At 69.1% G+C, this 18,271-nt stretch carries 13 protein-coding genes and 1 tRNA gene; 4 read left to right on the top strand and 10 right to left on the bottom strand.

Annotated features, from left to right (window positions below; all coding sequences use genetic code 11):
* Window positions 1-42: 42 nt before the first annotated feature.
* The 7 genes from ACSJJU_RS05600 to hemC all read right to left on the bottom strand — a co-directional run bounded on the left by ACSJJU_RS05600 (window position 43) and on the right by hemC (window position 8,641).
* A complete protein-coding gene (locus ACSJJU_RS05600) occupies window positions 43-1,848 on the bottom strand; it encodes a hypothetical protein (RefSeq protein WP_435914236.1) in 1,806 nt (601 codons plus the stop codon).
* Window positions 1,849-2,022: 174 nt separating this feature from the next.
* Window positions 2,023-3,852, bottom strand: coding sequence for a DUF885 domain-containing protein (locus tag ACSJJU_RS05595; RefSeq protein WP_435914235.1), 1,830 nt, complete (start codon window positions 3,850-3,852; stop codon window positions 2,023-2,025).
* Window positions 3,853-4,011: 159 nt separating this feature from the next.
* Entirely contained in the window at window positions 4,012-5,328 is a 1,317-nt protein-coding gene (locus ACSJJU_RS05590) for an amidohydrolase family protein (protein ID WP_435914234.1), read from the bottom strand.
* Between the two features lie 289 nt (window positions 5,329-5,617).
* A tRNA-Thr gene (locus tag ACSJJU_RS05585) sits at window positions 5,618-5,693 on the bottom strand.
* A gap of 110 nt (window positions 5,694-5,803) precedes the next feature.
* Window positions 5,804-6,970, bottom strand: a complete 1,167-nt coding sequence (locus ACSJJU_RS05580) for a COG4223 family protein (RefSeq protein ID WP_435914233.1) — start codon at window positions 6,968-6,970, stop codon at window positions 5,804-5,806.
* Window positions 6,967-7,704, bottom strand: coding sequence for a uroporphyrinogen-III synthase (locus ACSJJU_RS05575; RefSeq protein WP_435914232.1), 738 nt, complete (start codon window positions 7,702-7,704; stop codon window positions 6,967-6,969). The genes ACSJJU_RS05580 and ACSJJU_RS05575 overlap by 4 nt, the downstream gene beginning before the upstream one ends.
* A gap of 4 nt (window positions 7,705-7,708) precedes the next feature.
* Window positions 7,709-8,641, bottom strand: a complete 933-nt coding sequence (hemC, locus tag ACSJJU_RS05570; RefSeq protein WP_435914231.1) for a hydroxymethylbilane synthase — start codon at window positions 8,639-8,641, stop codon at window positions 7,709-7,711.
* A gap of 55 nt (window positions 8,642-8,696) precedes the next feature.
* Here hemC and tsaD point away from each other — a divergent pair, with 55 nt between their 5' ends.
* The 3 genes from tsaD (at window position 8,697) to murJ (ending at window position 12,507) form a co-directional block, all read left to right on the top strand.
* Window positions 8,697-9,749, top strand: coding sequence for a tRNA (adenosine(37)-N6)-threonylcarbamoyltransferase complex transferase subunit TsaD (gene tsaD / locus ACSJJU_RS05565; protein ID WP_435914230.1), 1,053 nt, complete (start codon window positions 8,697-8,699; stop codon window positions 9,747-9,749).
* Between the two features lie 35 nt (window positions 9,750-9,784).
* Complete coding sequence (locus tag ACSJJU_RS05560; protein WP_435914229.1) at window positions 9,785-10,777, top strand: NAD(P)H-dependent glycerol-3-phosphate dehydrogenase; 993 nt, start codon at window positions 9,785-9,787, stop codon at window positions 10,775-10,777.
* A 197-nt stretch (window positions 10,778-10,974) separates the two neighbouring features.
* Window positions 10,975-12,507: a murein biosynthesis integral membrane protein MurJ gene (murJ, locus tag ACSJJU_RS05555; protein WP_435914228.1), complete on the top strand. Its 1,533-nt coding sequence runs from the start codon at window positions 10,975-10,977 to the stop codon at window positions 12,505-12,507.
* Window positions 12,508-12,731: 224 nt separating this feature from the next.
* Here the strand turns inward: murJ and ACSJJU_RS05550 are convergent, their stop codons facing one another.
* The 3 genes from ACSJJU_RS05550 to ACSJJU_RS05540 all read right to left on the bottom strand — a co-directional run bounded on the left by ACSJJU_RS05550 (window position 12,732) and on the right by ACSJJU_RS05540 (window position 17,368).
* Complete coding sequence (locus tag ACSJJU_RS05550) at window positions 12,732-13,955, bottom strand: spinster family MFS transporter (protein WP_435914392.1); 1,224 nt, start codon at window positions 13,953-13,955, stop codon at window positions 12,732-12,734.
* A 285-nt stretch (window positions 13,956-14,240) separates the two neighbouring features.
* The gene (locus tag ACSJJU_RS05545) at window positions 14,241-16,472 is read right to left on the bottom strand and encodes a TonB-dependent receptor (RefSeq protein WP_435914227.1); all 2,232 of its coding nucleotides are present in this window, start codon (window positions 16,470-16,472) and stop codon (window positions 14,241-14,243) included.
* 32 nt (window positions 16,473-16,504) lie between these two features.
* The gene (locus ACSJJU_RS05540) at window positions 16,505-17,368 is read right to left on the bottom strand and encodes an alpha/beta fold hydrolase (protein WP_435914226.1); all 864 of its coding nucleotides are present in this window, start codon (window positions 17,366-17,368) and stop codon (window positions 16,505-16,507) included.
* 201 nt (window positions 17,369-17,569) lie between these two features.
* On the opposite strand from ACSJJU_RS05540, the gene ACSJJU_RS05535 reads away from it, so the two are divergent.
* Window positions 17,570-18,172, top strand: coding sequence for a TetR/AcrR family transcriptional regulator (locus ACSJJU_RS05535; protein WP_435914225.1), 603 nt, complete (start codon window positions 17,570-17,572; stop codon window positions 18,170-18,172).
* The last annotated feature ends 99 nt before the right edge of the window (window positions 18,173-18,271 follow it).

Below are 18,271 nucleotides of genomic sequence, written 5' to 3'. Positions count from 1 at the left end.
CATGACCCTTCAAACCAGAAACACCCCGCTCCCGGCTCCCGCTCAGGCGGCGGAGGCCCGCCAGCCCGCACTGGCGGCTTCGGCGGCCGCGCCCAGGCCTTCCCGCTCCCACTGGACATAGCGGGCCAGCGCCCAGAAGCGGCGCAGGATGTGCAGGCCGTCGTAGTGGATGCGCTGGCCGGCGGGGAAGCAGTAGCCGTAGAGGTCGGCGGGCACGTCGATGCCGAACCGCGCCTTCAGCGCTGCCGTCTCCGCCGCGATTTCCCCGGCCATGCTGCGGCGGATTTCCTCGGTTTCGCCGCCATAGGAGATGCGCATGATGTCCGGGTCGGGCAGCTCGCGCCCAAACAGGCGGAGGAGCTTCCCCTTCACCTCCAGCGTGCGGTCGAAGGCGAACTTGCGCAGGATGTCCTTCATTGCCGGCTGAATGGCGAACACGCTGTTGGGGTGCGGGATGGTCGCCACCTCGGGGAAGTGCTTCTTGAACACGGTGAAGAACAGCAGACGGTCCACCTGCGAGGCCAGCGGCTGGTGCATCCACAGTTCCATGTAGGCCCGGTCGTAGAACGGATAGAACGGCGTGAAGCGCGACCCCAGGATCTCCGCCTGCGTGGCGGTGAAGCGCCGCTGCCGGTTGCTGCACGCCCACAGCATGGCGGACTGGAACAGGTGGGGGGCCGGGGGCAGGTTGTCGTAGGCTGCCTGGCACAGCGTCTCGAAGGGCCGGTCGAAGCCCGCCATCTCCATCGCCTTCAGTTGCACCGGGAAGGCGTAGCTGCGGACAATGCCTTCCGCGAGCAGGTCCTTGCTCTGGAAGTGGTGCTTCTGCATGCGGCAGACGAACGCCCCGCTCATGGTATCGCCGATGAAGCCGTGCATGACCGGCGTGCCCTCGGGCTCCGGCATCGCCAGCAGGTTGGCGATGTGCATGATGTAGGGGTCGGCCTGCCCCTGCAGCACGTCGAAGAACAGCGGCATGCGCGAGCGCAGCATGTCGTGCGGGTATTCGACCGTGCGCAGCTCCATCCCGAGCCGCGAGGCGATCAGCCGCGCCGCCCAGAACTCGCTGTGGTGCGGCGCGCCGTAGGTGTAGGCGCGCGGGCGCAGGCCGAGCGCGCGGGCGGCCGCGGACATCAGCCGGGAGTCGTAGCCGCCCGAGAGCGCCACCACCGGCGGCAGCGGATGCCAGGCCAGCTTGCGGCGGATGGAGTCGAACATGGTCTCCTTGATCCGCTCCGCCATCGCGTGGGGGTGGGCGTCCGGCTCGGGATCGCCCAGCCGCACCTGAATCCCCTCCGCATGGAGAACCGGGCCGGTTGTCTCCGACCATTCGATCCGGTCGCCGCAGAACAGCCGCTCGACCCCGCCTTCCAGCGTGCGCCGCCCGAGCGGCGACAGGAGAATGAGAAATTCCAGCACCGCCAGCGGCTCCACCGGCTCGGCGGGCCCGACCCGCCGGATCAGCTCAATGCGGTTGGACAGCCACCAGCCTTGCGGCCTGCGGCGCAGAAACACGGGCCGCACGCCGATAAGGTCGCTGGCGAAATGCAGCGTGCCGGGCGTGCGCTCGTGAATGTCGGTGAAGATCTGGAAGGCGTCGTGCACCTCCTCCCGGGACAAGGTCTGCGGCCAGTCGCGCGCGCGGGCGTGGCTGGCGGGCACCGTGTCGATGATCCGGAGGGGCGCGCCCGGCTCGAGCCGCGCGCCGGTCGCCAGCGCCGCCCACACACGGGCCCGGCCCACGCGCAGCTCCGTCAGACCGGCGGGAAGGCCGGGCGTCATCACGGTTTCCCCGGCGGGGGCATCGACGTGGGGCAGAAAGGCCAGCCAGCGGTCGGTGAGCAGCATCGGCATCCTCTCCAGACGGTTCAACGGTCGGGACAACACTCTAGGGCGATGTCCGCTCTAATCCAGCACGATCAATCCAAAGAAACATTGAACGAAAGGACAGGTCACTCACAAAAAAACGCCGGCCAGACAAACGTCTGGCCGGCGTCTTCCGGTTTGGCCTCGGCCGCTGGATCAGCTGCTGGCCTTCTGCACCGCGATCCAGTTGCGGATCTTGGCTTCCAGCACGTTCAGCGGCAGCGCGCCGGTGCCCAGCACCTGGTCGTGGAAGGCGCGGATGTCGAACTTCGCGCCCAGCTCCTTCTCGGCCTCGGCGCGCAGGCGGCTGTGGGTCAGCTGCCCGATCTTGTACGCCAGCGCCTGACCCGGCATGGCGATGTAGCGCTCCACCTCGGCGGTGGCGTCGGTTTCGCTCATGGCCGAGTTGTCCATCATGTATTTGATGGCTTCCTCGCGGGTCCAGCCCTTGGCGTGCAGGCCGGTGTCCACCACCAGACGCATGGCGCGCATCATCTCCGCGTCCAGCTTGCCGAAGCGCTGGTACGGATCGGTCAGCAGGCCCAGCTCCCGGCCGAGGGTTTCGGCATAGAGGCCCCAGCCTTCCACGTAGGCGTTGTTGCCGCCGAAGCGCAGGAAGTTGGGGATGGACGGCGTCTCCTGCGCCAGGCTGATCTGGTAGTGGTGACCCGGGATCGCCTCGTGCAGGAACAGGCTCTCCATGCCCGGCTTGGTGCGGGCGGGCAGGTCATAGGTGTTCACGTAGAACACGCCCGGCCGGTTGGCCTCCAGGCTGCCGCTCATGTAGTAGGCGCCGGCGCTGTTCTTCTCGATGAACGAGGGAATCGGGCGGATCTCAAACGGCGTCTTGGCCTGGCGGCTGAACAGCCGGGGCATGCCCGCGTCCACCCGCTCGCGCACCGCGTTGTAGTTCGCCAGCAGGTCTTCCTTGCTCTTGAACTTGAACTTCGGGTCGGTGCGCAGGTGCTCGAAGAACTGCTTCAGCGTGCCCTTGAAGCCCACTTCCTTCTTGATGGCTTCCATCTCGCGGTTGATGCGCGCCACCTCCGACAGGCCGATCTCGTGGATCTCGTTCGGCGACAGGGTGGTGGTGGTGTGCTGCTGCACCAGCGCGGCGTAGAGCAGCGGGCCGTCCTTCATGCCGAGCAGGCCCGGCACGCGGCGGGCGTGCGGCTTGTACTCGGTCTGCATGAAGACCTTCATGCGCTCATAGACCGGCAGGACCGACTTGGCGATCTTCTCCTGATAGGCCTTGGTCAGCCGCGCCTTGTCGTTCGCGGAGAAGTCCGCCGGGATGTTCTTGATCGGCATGTAGAAGGGGCTGTTGTCGACCCCCTGCTGGATGATGTTGTCCAGCTGGCCGATCACGTTGTCGACCACCACCTGCGGCTGCACATGACCCGCCGCGATGCCCTCGCGCATACGCTCGATGGCGCGGTCCATGATCGTCACGAACTCGTCGAGACGCTTCAGGCCGTTCTCGTAGTCCTTCACCGTCTTGTACGGCGCCAGGGACTCACCCGAGGAGATGTCCGGGAACATGATGTGCATGCCGCCGAAGTGCTCGATGGCGAGCTGGTCGCCGATGCTGGCCAGCGGCTCGGAGGCGAAGCGGATGGCCTGCTCCGTCTCGTACTTGAACACATCGTAGTAGATGGCGTTCTCGGGGCTGAGCGCCGCACGGTCGATGGCGTTCAGCCGCGCCAGCTCGGCCTGCTTGATGCGCAGCACCTCGGCGTTGTGGGCGGGGCTCAGGTAATCGCCCACCCGGTCGGCATAGCGCATGTCGCCGCGCGACATGGCCTCGATCGGGTTCAGGCGCAGGTTGGCCTCGTCGGAGTCCTTGAACAGCTGCGCCAGCTGCTGGTCGGCGCTCTGCTTGACCACCGCCACCGGCTCGCTCGTCTGCTGGGTCGCGCAGGCGGCCAGCAGGGCAAACGGCACGGCGGCAACGCTCCAGCGCAGCCACGTCTTCAAATCGGTCATATGAAAACCCCCATGTATCGGCACGCGGCGACCGTTCCGGATCGCCGCGCGATCTGGTCGCGACAAGACGGCCGCTTCCTTGCCGGAGCAATTCTCCCGCGATGAAACGCCGGCGCGGTGCGCCGAGTTGCCGTCCTGCCGCGACAGGCCGAGAGTCTCTTAGTCCATCGGGATAACCCGGCCCGAGGCCATGACGAACCGCACCTTCTCCAGCACGGTCACATCCTCCAGCGGGTTGCCGTCCACGGCGATGAGGTCGGCGGATTTGCCCGCCTCCAGCGTGCCGATTTCCGTCTCCAGCCCCAGCAGCTTCGCCGCGACGGTGGTGGCGCTGGCCACCGCCTCCCGGGGCGTCAGGCCGCCGTACTGGACCATCAGGCGGAACTCCTCGCCGTTGCGGCCGTGCTCGAACACGCCGCTGTCGGTGCCGAAGGCGATGGGCACGCCCTCGCGCTTGGCCGCCGCGATCTGCTTGCCGCGCACTGCGAGCGTCTGGCGGACCTTCTCCTCCACCTGCGGGGTGTAGATGCCCTTGCCGAGGCGCTCGGAGATGCCGGTGAAGGCCATCAGCGTCGGCACCATGTAGGTGCCCTTCGCCTTCATCGCCTTGAGGCCGGCCTCGTCGATGAAGGTGCTGTGCTCGATGGAATCGACTCCCGCCTTCACCGCCGTCTCGATGCCCTTGGCGCCGTGAGCGTGGGCCGCCACCTTGAGGCCCAGGCTGTGCGCCGTGTCCATGATGGCCTTCAGCTCGTCGTCGGTGAAGTGCTGGCCAAGGCCGCGCGCCTGCTGGGAGAGCACGCCGCCGGTTGCCGTGATCTTGATGACGTCAGCCCCGGCGCGGGAGGCCTCCCGCACGCGGGCGGCGCATTCCACCGGGCCGGTGCAGGTGTTGCCCGCGGACAGCGCCTCCAACACCTCGCGGCGGAAGCCGGTGACGTCACCGTGGCCGCCGATGATGGAAATGGCGGTGCCGGCGGAGAGGATGCGCGGGCCGGGGATGATCCCGTCGCGCACGGCGTCGCGCAGGGCGAAGCCCACGTTCGGGCCCGAGCCCAGATCGCGCACGGTGGTGAAGCCCGCCCGCACGGTCAGCAGCGCGTTCTTGGTGCCGACGGCGGTGGCGTATTCATCGGTGTTGACGGCCTCCTTCCACCACGGCGTGCCCGGATCGCCGGACAGGTGCACGTGCGCGTCGATCAGGCCCGGCAGCACGGTCTTGGACGACAGGTCGATCTCCCGCACCGGCTCGTCCGGCCGCAGATCCGGCACCAGCGTGCGCGCGTCCGGGCTGCCGCTCGCCACCGCGACGATCCGCCCGTCCCGCACCGCGATGGTGGACGGACCGAGGACCGGCTTGTTCGCGTCGACGATCACCTGACCGGCGCGCACCAGCGCCACATCCGCCTGCGCCGCAGACGGAAGAACCGCCGCCGCCGTCACCAGAGCTGCTGCAACAACGTGAAACTTGCTCACGATAGCCTCCCCAAGAAACAAAACATTCCCCTGAGGCTGCACTCAGATGGATCATTCCGCAAGAGGAAGGAAACGGCGCCGGTAAACCGGAAAGGATGAGCCGGGGGAAGGGTGCTCCGGCTTCGGCCGGGATCTGGCGCTGCTCCGCCGGAGACGGGACAGGCGAGGGCGCGCACCTTCACTGGCCCGCGATCAGGCGGCAGGCGCAACAAAAAAGCCGCCCGAAGGCGACTCTTTGAAGCGGTGATGCTTGAAGCAATGGTGCCTGAAGCGATCGTGCTTGAAGCGATGGTGCCGATGGAGGGACTCGAACCCCCGACCCACGCATTACGAATGCGTTGCTCTACCAGCTGAGCTACATCGGCCCGCAGCGGATTTGCGCTCCCTTATCAACCTCGCGTGAGGTTGACAAGCGGCCTTCGCGCATCCGCGTGCAAATACCTGCGCTTTGGCCCCGGCATTTGGCCGGGGGCCGTCAGCCCGCCAGCGCCGCCGCCTCCACGCGCGAGAGCGCCTGACGGGCCGCAACCAGCGCGCGCATGTCCGCCAGGACGGGCTCGATCTGCGCGCGCACCGCCGGCTGAAGGGCCTCGCCCACCGCCAGCGCGCCCGACAGGTCGCCCTGCGCCAGACGGCGGTCCATGGTCTCCAGCTGGGAGGCGGCATCGCCCGGCACGGCGGCGGCCGTCTCGCCCGCCCGGCGCACCTGCACCAGCGACTTGAGCGTGTCTCCGATCCGCTCGTACCACGGGCCGCTGTCGCCCGCCGGTGCCGCCTTGGCCAGCGCCGCCGCCTTGCGGCTGTCGAGCCGCTGGCGCAGCTGCCGGAGCGTGGGCGCGCCGCCCGAGATGGCCTGAAGCGCCGTCACGTCGGGATTATCCGGCCCCAGCGACTGGGCCAGCATGGTCACCGCGCCGCTGATGGGCTGGCCGCTGTCCAGCGCCCGGCGGATGGCCGCCACCAGCACCAGCGTGCGCGCCTGCGTGCCCTGGGCTTGCAGGCTGTCCAGCTGCGCCTTGGTCTCGGCCGTGAACTGGTTCACCCGGCTGTCGAGCTGGGCGTGGGCATTCAGAAGCGTCTGCGACTGCGCGGCGGCCGCCGTCACCGTCTGGTCGAGCGACGCCAGACGCGACTCCAGCGCGGCGACGCGGGAGGCAAGCCCGGCGTCCACCGCCAGCGCGGCCATGGGCGCGCCTGCGGCCGCCCCTTCACCCGAAGGGGCCACGCCCTGACGCGCCTCAAGCTGGGCGATGCGGTCGTAGAGCGGCTGGAGATCCGCGCCCTGCCCCGCCGGGCGGGCTTCCAGCTGCGACAGCCGCGCCTCGAGCCGGGCCAGCTGCTCGCCGGACGCGCCGGTGGGACCGGCGCTTTCCGCCGTGCCGAAGCGGCGCAGCGGCTCGGGCAGGCGCGCGCGCACCTGCGCCTCGAACCACGGATTGGCCAGCAGGCCCGCCGCAAAGGCCAGGGCAATGCCGGTAATGGCCCACGGCCAGCCGCTGGCGCGGCGGGGCGTATCGTAAACGGTTTGACGGCGGATCGCCTCCGCGCGGGCAGAAGTCCAGGCATCGCCGATGCTGCCGCCAGCAGCAGGCGCGGAGCCCGCAGCCGAAGGCTTGGTGGTGCCGTTGTTCTCGCTCATCATTCCCCCTCCGGGTCGGGTAAGGCCTGTTTGTGACACAGGAGCATGGTGGCCGCCAAGAGGCTGGACTCATTGGGCTGTTCCGCAATGGCCACCCCGCGCCACCGCTTGCCGGCCAGCCGCGCCGCCACCGCCTCGCTGATACAGCCAACGCGCAGCGTGGCCGGATCGGCCCCGGCGATGGCGTCATAAAGCGCAACAAACCGCGATGCCGTGCGCGGCGAGAGCAGCAGCGCCCAGTCCACCCGGTTCGCCGCCAGCGCCGCCTCGGCCTCCGGTGTGAAACGCTCGGCGAGCCTTGCGCGGTACACGATGCGCCGCTCGACCCGGATGCCATGACCCGCCAGCACCGGCGCGGGGTCACGGCTCACCTGCTCGCCGCTCAGCCACAGCACGGCGCGCACGCCGCTGGCGATGACGCTTTCCAGAATCCCGTCCAGATCGCCCTGCGCATGGGGGCGCACGTCAGCGAACCCGGCCTCAAGACAGGCGGCATGGGTGCCGGGGCCGATGGGAAACACCGGGACGCCCGCCAGCGCCGCTGCCTGCTGCGCAACCGCAGGCGGGGCCTGGCGGCTGGTGAACAGCACGGCATCGAATGGCGCCTCCGGCAGGTCCCACGCCACCGGCTGCACATCGAGGAGCGGCGAGACGATCGCCACATGCCCGGCTGCCTCCAGCCGGGCCGCCAGCCGCCCCGCATCCGCAAGCGGCCGCGTGACGAGAATGCGCGCCACGGCCTTACCCGAACAGCGCCCGGATGGCCGGGCCGCCGCGCCCGATCAGCTCCTCGGCAAGCGCGGTCGCCAGGCGTTCGGCCTCCTCCGGCGCGCCGCGCACCTCGCCCGCCACCTCATGCGCGCCATCGGGGCTGAGGATCTGCCCCCGGATGCGCACCTGCCCGTCGGCCTCCAGCGTCGCCAGCGCCGCGATGGGCGTGCGGCAGGAGCCGTCCAGCCGGGCGAGGAACGCCCGCTCCGCCGCCACCGCAAGGGCGGTTTCCGCGTGGTTGAGCGCGCCGACGGCCGCGCGGGTGAAGGCATCGTCGGTGCGCACCGTCACGCCGATGGCCGCCTGCGCCGGGGCGGGCAGCATCTGCTCGACGGGAATGGGCGCGCCCACGTGGTCCATGCCGAGCCGGCGCAGGCCCGCCGCCGCCAGCAGGGTGGCGTCCGCCTCGCCGCGCGCCAGCTTGTCGAGGCGGGTCTGCACGTTGCCGCGGAACGGCACGATCTGGAAATCCGGGCGCAGCAGCTTCATCTGCGCGCCGCGCCGGAGGCTGGAGGTGCCGATTCGCGCGCCCTGCGGCAAATCGGCCACCCCCGTGGCATTGGGGGCGATCAGCCGGTCGCGCACGTCCTCGCGCGGCAGGATGCCCGCCAGCACCATGGCCTCCGGCAGGCGGGTCGGCACGTCCTTCATGGAATGGACGGCCAGATCAATGCGCCCGTCGAGCAGCGCTTCGTCCAACTCCTTGGTGAACAGGCCTTTTCCGCCGAACTCCGACAGCGGCTTGTCCTGGATGCGGTCGCCGCTGGTCTTGAAGATGGCGACGTCCACCGCTTCCACCGGCCAGCCAAGATGACGCGCCACACCCGCCTGAACCATGTGGGCCTGGGCCAGCGCCAGCGGGCTGCCGCGCGTTCCAATCACGAGTTTAGACTTGGGGGTCACCGAGCACCTCTGTTAAGCGTGCGCCGGTATATAGAGCGATCCGGCAGTGAATGAAATGGCGCGTGAGTTGACAGTTCTGGGGCTCGAATCGAGCTGCGACGAGACGGCGGCGGCAATCATCCGCGCCGATCGGGCCATTCTGGCCAACCGCGTCGCGGGACAGGAGGAGGAGCACCGCCCCTACGGCGGCGTGGTGCCCGAGATCGCCGCCCGCGCCCACGCGGACAAGCTGGCCCCGCTGGTCCAGCAGGCGCTGGACGATGCCGGGCTGACGCTGAACGACATCGACGCCATCGCCGCGACCGCCGGGCCCGGGCTCATCGGCGGGGTGATGGTGGGGCTGGTCACCGGCAAGGCGCTGGCGCTGGCGGCGAACAAGCCGCTCATCGCCGTCAATCATCTGGAGGGGCACGCCCTCTCCCCCCGGCTGGTGGCGGACGTGGACTTTCCCTACCTGCTGCTGCTGGTCTCCGGCGGGCACTGCCAGCTCCTCGAGGTGCGCGGCATCGGCGACTATCGCCGCCTCGGCACCACCATCGACGATGCGGCGGGCGAGGCCTTCGACAAGGTGGCCAAGCTCTTGAATCTGGGCTTCCCCGGCGGCCCGGCGGTGGAACGTACCGCCCGGTCGGGCGACGCCCGGCGCTTTGCCCTGCCCCGGCCGCTGAAGGGCACGGCCGAGCCGCACTTCTCCTTCGCCGGGCTCAAGACTGCCGTGCTGCGGGAAGTGGAAAAGCTGGGCGTGCCGACGGACCAGGACAAGGAGGACCTCGCCGCCTCCTTCCAGCAGGCGGTGGTGGACTGCATCATCGACCGCACCCGGCGCGCCCTTGCCCTCGCGCCGAAGGCGACGGCGCTGGTGGTGGGCGGCGGCGTGGCCGCCAACACCGCCATCCGCACGGCGCTGACCGCGCTGGCGGCCGAGCGCGGCCTGCCGTTTGTCGCGCCGCCGCACTGGCTGTGCACCGACAATGCGGCCATGATCGCCTGGGCCGGGCTTGAGCGCTTCAAGCTGGGCAAGACGGACAGCCTGGACGTGCCCGCCCGGGCGCGCTGGCCGCTGGACCAGTCCGCCCCCAGGGCGCCGGGCGCGGGTGTAAAGGCGTAAACCGGAAGCAGACCACAGCAAGGATAAGGGGAGACATGGCGATCGAGACAATCGGCGTTGTGGGCGGCGGTGCCTGGGGGACGGCGCTGGCGCAGGTGGCCGCCAAGGCCGGGCGCACGGTGCACCTCTGGGCGCGCGAGCCGGAGGTGGCGGAGAGCATCAACACCCTGCACGAGAACACCGCCTTCCTGAAGGGCGTGCCGCTCAGCCCCGCCGTCCGCGCCACCAACCGGCTGGACGATCTCGCCGATGCGGACGCGCTGCTCCTCGTCACCCCCGCCCAGTTCCTGCGGGCAACGCTGGCGCAGCTGGGCGACCACCTGCCCCGATCCACCCCGCTCGTGCTCTGCTCCAAAGGCATCGAGCAGGGCACCGGCCTGCTCATGACCGAAGTGTGCAACGCCGTGGCGGGCGAGCACCCGCTCGCCGTGCTCTCCGGCCCCACCTTCGCGGCGGAGGTGGCCCGGGGCCTGCCCACCGCCATCACGCTGGCCTGCGCCGACGAAGCCCTCGGCGCCCGGCTGACCGAGGCCATCGGCCTGCCCACCTTCCGGCCCTACTGGTCGCCCGACCTCATCGGCGCGGAGGTGGGCGGCGCGGTGAAGAACGTGCTCGCCATCGCCTGCGGCATCGCCGAGGGCAAGCAGCTGGGCGAGAACGCCCGCGCCGCCCTCATCACCCGGGGCTTTGCCGAGATGCTGCGCTTCGGCGCGGCCAAGGGGGCGCAGCGCGAGACCCTCTCGGGCCTGTGCGGCCTGGGCGACCTGATCCTCACCTGTTCGTCCACCCAGTCTCGCAACATGAGCCTGGGCTATGCCATCGGCCAGGGCCGGCGCATGAACGACATCCTCGCCGAGCGCAAGACCGTGGCCGAGGGCGCCTACACCGCCCCCGTGCTGCTGGAGGCCGCGCAAAAGCTGAACGTGGAAATGCCCATCACCGAGGCGGTGGTGCAGCTGCTCTACCACGACGCGGACGTGGACACGGTGATCGGCGGCCTGCTGAGCCGCCCGTTCCGCCCGGAGTGAGGGGGTGTTGTTGAAGGGATTTCCAGCAGGAGGGACCCGGTCCCTCCTGCACCTCCCTTGAGTATTTCGTTGCCGCCGGTCCTCTGAAGAACGGGCGCCGGAAACACGGCCCGGAAAACGAACGGGAGCGCAGAGGGTCCAGGACCCTCTGCAAGAACAAGCATCGGAAAAGCCAAAGGCAGGAAGACACAGCCGTCATGCGCAAGCAGATCAGCCGGGTTGCAAGCTGGACGATGCTGAGCCGCGTTGTCGGCTTCGTGCGCGACATCATCATGGCAGCGGTGCTGGGCGCGGGCCCCGTTGCCGATGCCTTTCTGATCGCCTTCCGCCTGCCCAACCACTTTCGCGCCATTTTCGCCGAAGGGGCGATGTCGACGGCCTATGTGCCCGCCTACTCCCGGGTGCGGACGCAGGAAGGGCCGGACGCCGCCCGGCGGTTCGCGGACTCGGTGTTCGCCTGGCAATTGCTGGCGCAGGGCGTGCTGCTGGCGGCGGCCCTGCTGGCGACGCCCTGGCTCATCACCCTGCTGGCCCCCGGCTTTCAGGACGACCCGGCCAAGTTCGCGCTGGCGACGGAGCTGACGCGCATCACCTTTCCGTCACTCTTGCTGATTTCGTGCATGACGCTGCTCTCCGGCAGCCTCAACGCGGTGGAGAAGTTCGCGGCGGCGGCGGCCGCGCCGGTGCTGATGAACCTGTGCATGATCGCCGGGCTCCTGGCGTGGCGGTGGTTCCCGACCGTCGGCCACGCGGCGGCGTGGGGCGTGCTGGCCTCGGGCCTTGCCCAGTTCGGCCTCGTCTGGTGGGCGGCGACGCGGGCGGGCGTCGGCCCGCGCCTGCGCACGCCGCTGCTGGACGAGGACACGCGCCGGTTCTTCCGCGCGCTGGGTCCGGCGGTGATCGGCTCCATGGGCGTGCAGGTGGCGATGTTCGCGGACACCATCATCGCCAGCTTCCTGTCGGACGGCGCGCTGGCCGCGCTCTACTACGCCGACCGCATCAACCAGCTGCCCATTGGCGTCATCGGCATCGCGGCGGGCACGGTGGTGCTGCCGCAGATGGCGAAGAAGCTGGCGGAAGGGGACGAAGCCGGGGCGCGCGCCGCGCAGAACCGGGCCATGGAGTTCACTTTGCTGCTGGCCGCGCCCTGCGTGGTTGCGTTCGTGATGATCCCCGATCTCATCATGACCGCCCTGTTCCAGCGCGGGAAGTTCGACGCCATGGCCGCCGCCGCCGCGGGCGGCACGCTGGCGGCCTATGCCATCGGGCTGGTGGCGTTCGTGCTGATCCGCAGCGCCGTTGCCAGCTTCTACGCGCGGGGAGACACCCGGACCCCGCTCTATGCCTCGCTCACCGGCATTGCCATCAACGTGGCGCTGAAGGTGGCGCTGATGGGTCCGCTGGCGCAGGTGGGGCTGGCGCTGGCCACGTCCGTCGGCGCGTGGGTTAACGTGGGGCTGGTGATTGTCCTCGCCCGCCGCAAGGGCTACTTCGCGCTGGACGCCCGCTTCCGGCGCAGCGCTGCCGTCATCGCCCTCGCCGCGCTCGGCCTCGGCCTCGTGCTGTGGGCCGGCAATGCGTGGCTGCCGGGCCTCCTGCGGCAGACGGCGGCCCTGCGCGCCTCCGCCCTCCAGCCTGTCGTCCAGCTGGCGCTGATGGCGGCGGCGGGCGGCGCAGTTTATCTCGGTGTGGTCTGGCTCGGCCTCAGAGCCCGGCGACGCGCAGCCTGAACAGTTCCGCCTCGCTGCGAATGACCGGGCCGCCGCGCCGGATGAACCGTCCAACACCGAAAGCCAGTTTGCGGATCATGCCATGTCTCCTCCAGTTGGCCGCTCTGTGCGGTCCTTACGGAGATCAAGATGGCCTGAGCGCGCCGTATCTGTAGAGGCCTGTTCCGCGACCACTGAAGTCCCGTTTCGGGAACAATCGCCCGCGCTCCATCGCCCGACCGGTCTCAGCGGTGCCAGTCCCGCGCCAGGCGTTTGCTGGCAAACCAGAACAGGCTCGCGCTCACCAGATAGAACACAAGGCCGGTGAGGATGGCATAGCGCAGGGATTCCTCCCCGAAGCGCGCGTTCAGCACGTCCGACAGCGCGCCGAGGAACACCGTGCCGAAGCCGATGCCGATCAGGTTGTTGATGAAAAGAAAGATGGCCGAGGCCGTGGTGCGCATGTTGGGCGCCACCAGATGCTGCACGGCGGTGATGATCGGGCCGAGCCAGGTGAGCCCCAGCGCCTGCGGCACCAGGAACAGGACAAAGGTGAGCGGCAGCCACGAGGACAGAACCCCCGCCGCGTAGCACGGCGCGGCCAGCACGAAGGCAATGGCGGGAATGCGGGCATAGGCGCCCGGGTCGCCCGGCCCCAGCCTGTCCCCCAGCCACGCGCCGACCCAGATGCCGACGACGCCGCCCGCCAGCACGATCGCGCCGAAGAACAGGGAGACGTCCATCAGCGGCAACCCGTAGGTGCGCTGGAAGAAGCTGGGCAGCCAGAAGAACAGGCCATAGCCCATGATGGAGCAGCTGGCCGACCCGAACGACAGCGCCCAGAAGCTGGGCTTGGCCGCGAGCGTCCGCAGTGCCGCGCCGAAGCTGGCATGCCCGGCCTCCGCCGCCGTTTTGGGCGCGGCATCGAAGCCGCCGCGCCGGGGCTCGCGGACGGCGAGGCGGAACAGGGGTGCAAGGCACACGCCCATGAGGCCGACAGCGATGAACGCCGTGCGCCAGTCGATGGCGCTGGCGATCCAGCCGCCCAGGAAAATGCCGAGCGCCGAGCCCACCGGAATGCCGAAGGAATAGACCCCGAGCGCCCGCGCCCGCTCGTGCGGCGGGAAGTAGTCCGCAATCAGCGAGTAGGACGGCGCGACACCCCCCGCCTCGCCCACGCCGACGCCGAGGCGGCACAGGAACAGCTGCCAGAAGGACTGGGCTAGCCCGCACAGCGCCGTGAAGCCGCTCCACAGCGTCAGCGCGATGGTCATGATCCAGGTGCGGCTGGTGCGGTCCGCCACCCAGGCGATGGGAATGCCGAGCGCCGTGTAGAACAGCGCGAACGCCAGCCCGCCCATGAGGCCGAGCTGGGTGTCGGTGAGTGCCAGCTCCGCCTTGATGGGCCCGGCGAGGATACCGATGATCTGCCGGTCGATGAAGTTGAACGTGTAAACCAGAATCAGCATGGCCAGCACGAAGAAGCGGTAGCTTCCCGCAGGCCGCGCCGCCTCCGCGCCCGTTTCCGAAAGGCTTGCAGCATGCGCTGACTGTTTCATGGGACTCCCGCTTTCCTGTGCCGGCACCCGGTTACGCGTGTTTCCGGGGCAAAGGATTGCCCTTCCTCTGCGCTCCCTTTCGTTTATCGGGCAATTCATCAGGCCGCGAGCGTCCCGCCGCACGTCCCGACAAACAAAAGGGAGGTGCAGGAGGGTCAAGACCCTCCTGCAATCACAATATCCCAACTCCCAGGCTCAGAACCGGTACTCCACGGTGCCGGTGACGGTGAGCGGCGGGCCATAGAAGGCGGTGACCGAGTTGCCGTACAGGTCGTCGGGGAAGTTGTAGCCGCCGATGCGGTATTTCTTGTCGGTCAGGTTCTTGCCGTGCACGCCCACCTGCCAGCGGTTGCTGGCGGAGGCCCACACCAGGCTGAGGTCCACCAGCGCGAACTTCTTCTGGTCGAGCTGCGGGCTGGCCACCTCGAACATGTGGTAGCCGCTGCGGTAGGCGGTGGACTGGGTCAGCGTGATGGTGCTGCCGTCGCCCAGGTCGCGGGTGTAGGTGAGCGTCAGGTTGCCGTTCCACTTGGGCGTGTTCTGGAACACGCGGGTGTCGGCCACGTCGATGTACTGCTTCGAGCCCAGATCGTAGAACAGGAACTCCTTGAACTTCGCGTTGGTGTAGCCCACCGCCCAGCTCGCCGAGAAGTTGGGCGTGACCACCACGCGGCCTTCCAGCTCCAGACCCCAGATGCGCGACGAGCCCACGTTGTCGACGAAGCTGGCGATGTTGGTGCCGTCGGGAATGGGCACCTGGGTCGTCACCTGCTGGCCCTTGTAGTCGGCGTAGAAGGCGGCGAAGTTCAGCATCAGGCGATGGTCGAAGAAGCTGCCCTTGAGGCCCGCCTCGTAGCTGTCCACGATTTCGGGATCGTAGCCCTCCACCGTCTGCGGGGTGGCCACGGCGTCGCCGCGCATGTCGAAGCCGCCGGACTTGAAGCCGCGGCTGTAGGAGACGTAGCCCATCAGGTCGTCGGTGAAGTCGTAGTTCAGGCCGATGCGCGGGGTGAATTCCTCGAAGGAGCGCTTGCGGCTGTAGTCGGTGCGCTGCTCGAGGAAGATCGCGTTCGGGTTGCCGAACACGGGCGAGCGGATGCCGAGATAGGTGGCGCGGAACACCTCGCCCTCCTTCTCGTCGCGGGTGTAGCGGCCGCCCAGCGAGAGCGACAGCCGGTCGGTGATGTCGTAGCTCACGTCAGCGAACGCAGCGTAGCTCTTGGTATCCACGCTGCCCGAGGTGAGGATGGAGAGGTTGGCGGCGCCGAGCACCGTGTCGAACGCGCCCGCGGCCGTGCCGTCCAGGAAGAACAGGCCCGCCACCGCCTGAAGCCGGTTGCCGGTGTAGAGGACCTGGAATTCCTGGGTGAACTGGTCGTCCTTATAGTAGGCGGGAATGTCGAGGATCGGCAGGGGCGTGCTGTCGAAGTCGATGTCCGTGTCGGTCCTGCCCTCGCGGTAGGCGGTGATCGACTTGAGCATAACGGCGTCGTTGACGTTCCACTCCATCAGCATGGAGACGCCCTTGGTGATCACCTCGTTGTCGTCGCCGATGCCGGCGCGGGTGTCGTACACGTCATCGAGCACGTCCGAGCCCGGCAGGAGGCTCGCCACCTCGCGGTGGCCATGACGCGCGTTGGAGTCGTCATCGGTGCGGTCCGCCGCGATGCGGATGAAGAAGTTCTCCGACGGGGTGATCTCCACGCTCAGGCGGCCGGAGACTACATCCTTGTTGTAGTGCTCGGCCCCGGTGAGCAGGTTCTTGCCGTAGCCGTCGCGCTTGTAGACGGCCAGGGCGCCGCCCACCGAGATCACGTCATTGAGCGGCACGTCGCCGGAGAGGACCAGCTCCTTCTGGTCATAGGTGCCGTAGGCGACACGGGCCTTGAAGTTGGGCTCGCTGCCGAGGCGCCTCGTGACGTACTTCACCGCGCCGCCGATGGTGTTGCGGCCGTAGAGCGTGCCCTGCGGGCCGCGCAGCACCTCGATGCGCTCGACGTCGAAAATGTCCAGCACCGCGCCCTGCGGGCGGGCGATGTAGACGTCATCCACGTAGAGGCCGACGCCGGGCTCGAAGCCCCACAGCGGGTCCTGCTGACCGACGCCGCGAATGAAGGCGATGAGCGTCGAGTTGGAGCCGCGCGCCACCTGAAGGGTCATGTTGGGGGCGGTGTATTGCAGCGCGGTCAGGTCCGGCGCGCCCCGCATGTCCAGATCCTCCGACGAGAAGGCCGAGACGGCCACCGGCACGTCCTGAAGGGACTCCGCGCGCCGGCGGGCGGTCACGACAATCTCGCCCGTGTCGAGGGCGGCCGTCTGCGCCGTCGCCTGGCCCTGGGCCTGCGCCGAAGCGACGGGCGCCACGGACAGGGCGGCGCCTGCCGTCCCCGCCGCGAGCAAAGCCTTCATGGCCTGCCTTGCGTTCATGATCATAACCTTCCTCCCCTTGGTCGTCTTGTTTATGCCGTGTGCCGATGCCCCCCCGGCACCGCCCGGGCAAAGTCCGCCACCATGCGGTTGAATGTCTCCGGCTCCTCCAGATGCGGCGCATGGCCGGAGCGGGCGAAGGTGCACAGCCGCGCCTGCGGCAGGCTGTGCGCCAGAAACTCGGCTGTCCCCAATGCGTAGAGCTGGCTGAGCGCGCCGTGGGCCACCAGCGCGGGCGTGCCGAGGCGCGGCAGGTGCGGCCGGTAATCCTGGGCAAGCATGGAGCCCCAGAGCCGCGCCATCGCCTCGCCGTTGGCGGCGGCGATCTGGGCTTCCGCCCACCGGCGCAGCCCGGCCCGCTCCGCCTCCAGCCCGCCCGCGAACAGGCGGCGGGCAATGCGCGGCGCGACCGCCGCCCAGTTGGCGCGCATGGCCTTTTCCGTGCGGCCGGTGGGGCCGCCCGGTGCCGATCCGCCGGTCGAGCCGCCCTTCAGGCCCAGCTGCCAGCCGGGGCCGTTGAGGATGCGCGGGCTCATGTCGACGATGATCTGGCCACTGATGTGCGCCTCCGCGCCGGCCAGCAGCGCCGACCACAGCGCCATCGCCCCCATCGACCAGCCGACCGCCACCGCGTCCCGCAGGTCGAGGTGGCGGCAGAGCGCGAGAAGGTCGTCCGCCAGCCGCTCGATGGTGAGCGGGGCCTGCGACCCGGCGGCCGAGCGCCGGTGCCCGGCCAGATCGGGGCTGATGACGCGGAACTCCCGCGCCAGCGCGTCCCGCTGCGGCGCGAAGAAGCCGGCATGGGCTGCCCAGCCGTGAAGGAAAAGCAGCGGACGCCCCGCGCCCTCGTCATCGTAGACGAGCCTGCCGCCAGAGCTGTTCGTCAGTTCGGGCACGGCGCCGAACCCCTCCCCCGTCCCTCGGGCCAGACCGCCCCGGCGTTTTTCCCAGTTTACGGGCGCTGCCTTGCGCGGTTCGCTCTTTCGCGCGGCCAGTCTGGCAACCATTCTCGGTTCAATCATCCGGTTATTTGAAACATGAGTCAACATTCAAGTTATGGGCTTGCAGCAAAGGCCAAGGCGCGTCACAGTGCAGGCATGCAGGACAAGGCACCCAGAACCGAGAGGGGCCGGCGCACGCTGCGCCGCCTTCTGGACGCCGCCGCCGCCGAGTTCGGCGAGCGGGGCTTTCATGATGCCAGCATCAACGGCATCACCCAGCGCGCGGGCGCGGCGCTGGGCAGCTTCTACACCTACTTCGACAGCAAGGAGGAGGTGTTTCGGGCGCTGGTGAGCCACATGGGCCAGCTGACCCGCCAGTTCATCAACGAGCGCATCAGCGACGCGCCGGACCGTCTGACGGCGGAGCGCAAGGGCATCGAGGCGTTCATCGAGTTCGTGCGTGCACACAAGGACCTGTACCGCATCGTCATGGAGGCGCAGTTCGTCGCCGAGGACGCCTACCGCGAATACTACCAGGTGTTCGAGGAAGCGTACCGCCGCAACCTTCAGGCCGCCGAGAGCCGTGGCGAGATCCGCCCCGGCTTTGCCGAGGAGCGGGCGTGGGCGCTCATCGGCATGAACGTGTTCCTGGGGCTCCGCTACGGCGTGTGGGCGGAGGACAAGAGCCCGGCCGAAGTGGCCGCCGCCGTCGCCGACCTCATCAACTACGGCCTCGGGCCCCGGCCGGACGGAAAATAGCCTTCACCCCCGCCCCGTCTTTCCGGCATGCTTGCACAAGCATTGCGGGTCAAAATGCGGTATCAACGCCTTCAAGGCGCCGGCACGGCCGGGAGGGAC

Origin of the sequence: Pedomonas sp. V897, assembly GCF_051304405.1 — a bacterium.
Taxonomy (GTDB): Bacteria; Pseudomonadota; Alphaproteobacteria; order Sphingomonadales; family Sphingomonadaceae; genus Pedomonas.
The sequence above is the reverse complement of the archived record's forward strand: the minus strand, read 5'-3'. Positions and strand labels throughout refer to the sequence as shown.

What these genes read in the sequence shown, in the direction of transcription:
- ACSJJU_RS05580 (WP_435914233.1), bottom strand. Translation starts at nt 6,970, where the DNA reads ATGATGAGCGAGAACAACGGCACCACCAAGCCTTCGGCTGCGGGCTCC.
- ACSJJU_RS05595 (WP_435914235.1), bottom strand. Translation starts at nt 3,852, where the DNA reads ATGACCGATTTGAAGACGTGGCTGCGCTGGAGCGTTGCCGCCGTGCCG.
- ACSJJU_RS05550 (WP_435914392.1), bottom strand. Translation starts at nt 13,955, where the DNA reads ATGCTGATTCTGGTTTACACGTTCAACTTCATCGACCGGCAGATCATC.
- ACSJJU_RS05560 (WP_435914229.1), top strand. Translation starts at nt 9,785, where the DNA reads ATGGCGATCGAGACAATCGGCGTTGTGGGCGGCGGTGCCTGGGGGACG.
- ACSJJU_RS05545 (WP_435914227.1), bottom strand. Translation starts at nt 16,472, where the DNA reads ATGAACGCAAGGCAGGCCATGAAGGCTTTGCTCGCGGCGGGGACGGCA.
- ACSJJU_RS05600 (WP_435914236.1), bottom strand. Translation starts at nt 1,848, where the DNA reads ATGCTGCTCACCGACCGCTGGCTGGCCTTTCTGCCCCACGTCGATGCC.
- murJ (WP_435914228.1), top strand. Translation starts at nt 10,975, where the DNA reads ATGCGCAAGCAGATCAGCCGGGTTGCAAGCTGGACGATGCTGAGCCGC.
- ACSJJU_RS05535 (WP_435914225.1), top strand. Translation starts at nt 17,570, where the DNA reads ATGCAGGACAAGGCACCCAGAACCGAGAGGGGCCGGCGCACGCTGCGC.
- tsaD (WP_435914230.1), top strand. Translation starts at nt 8,697, where the DNA reads ATGGCGCGTGAGTTGACAGTTCTGGGGCTCGAATCGAGCTGCGACGAG.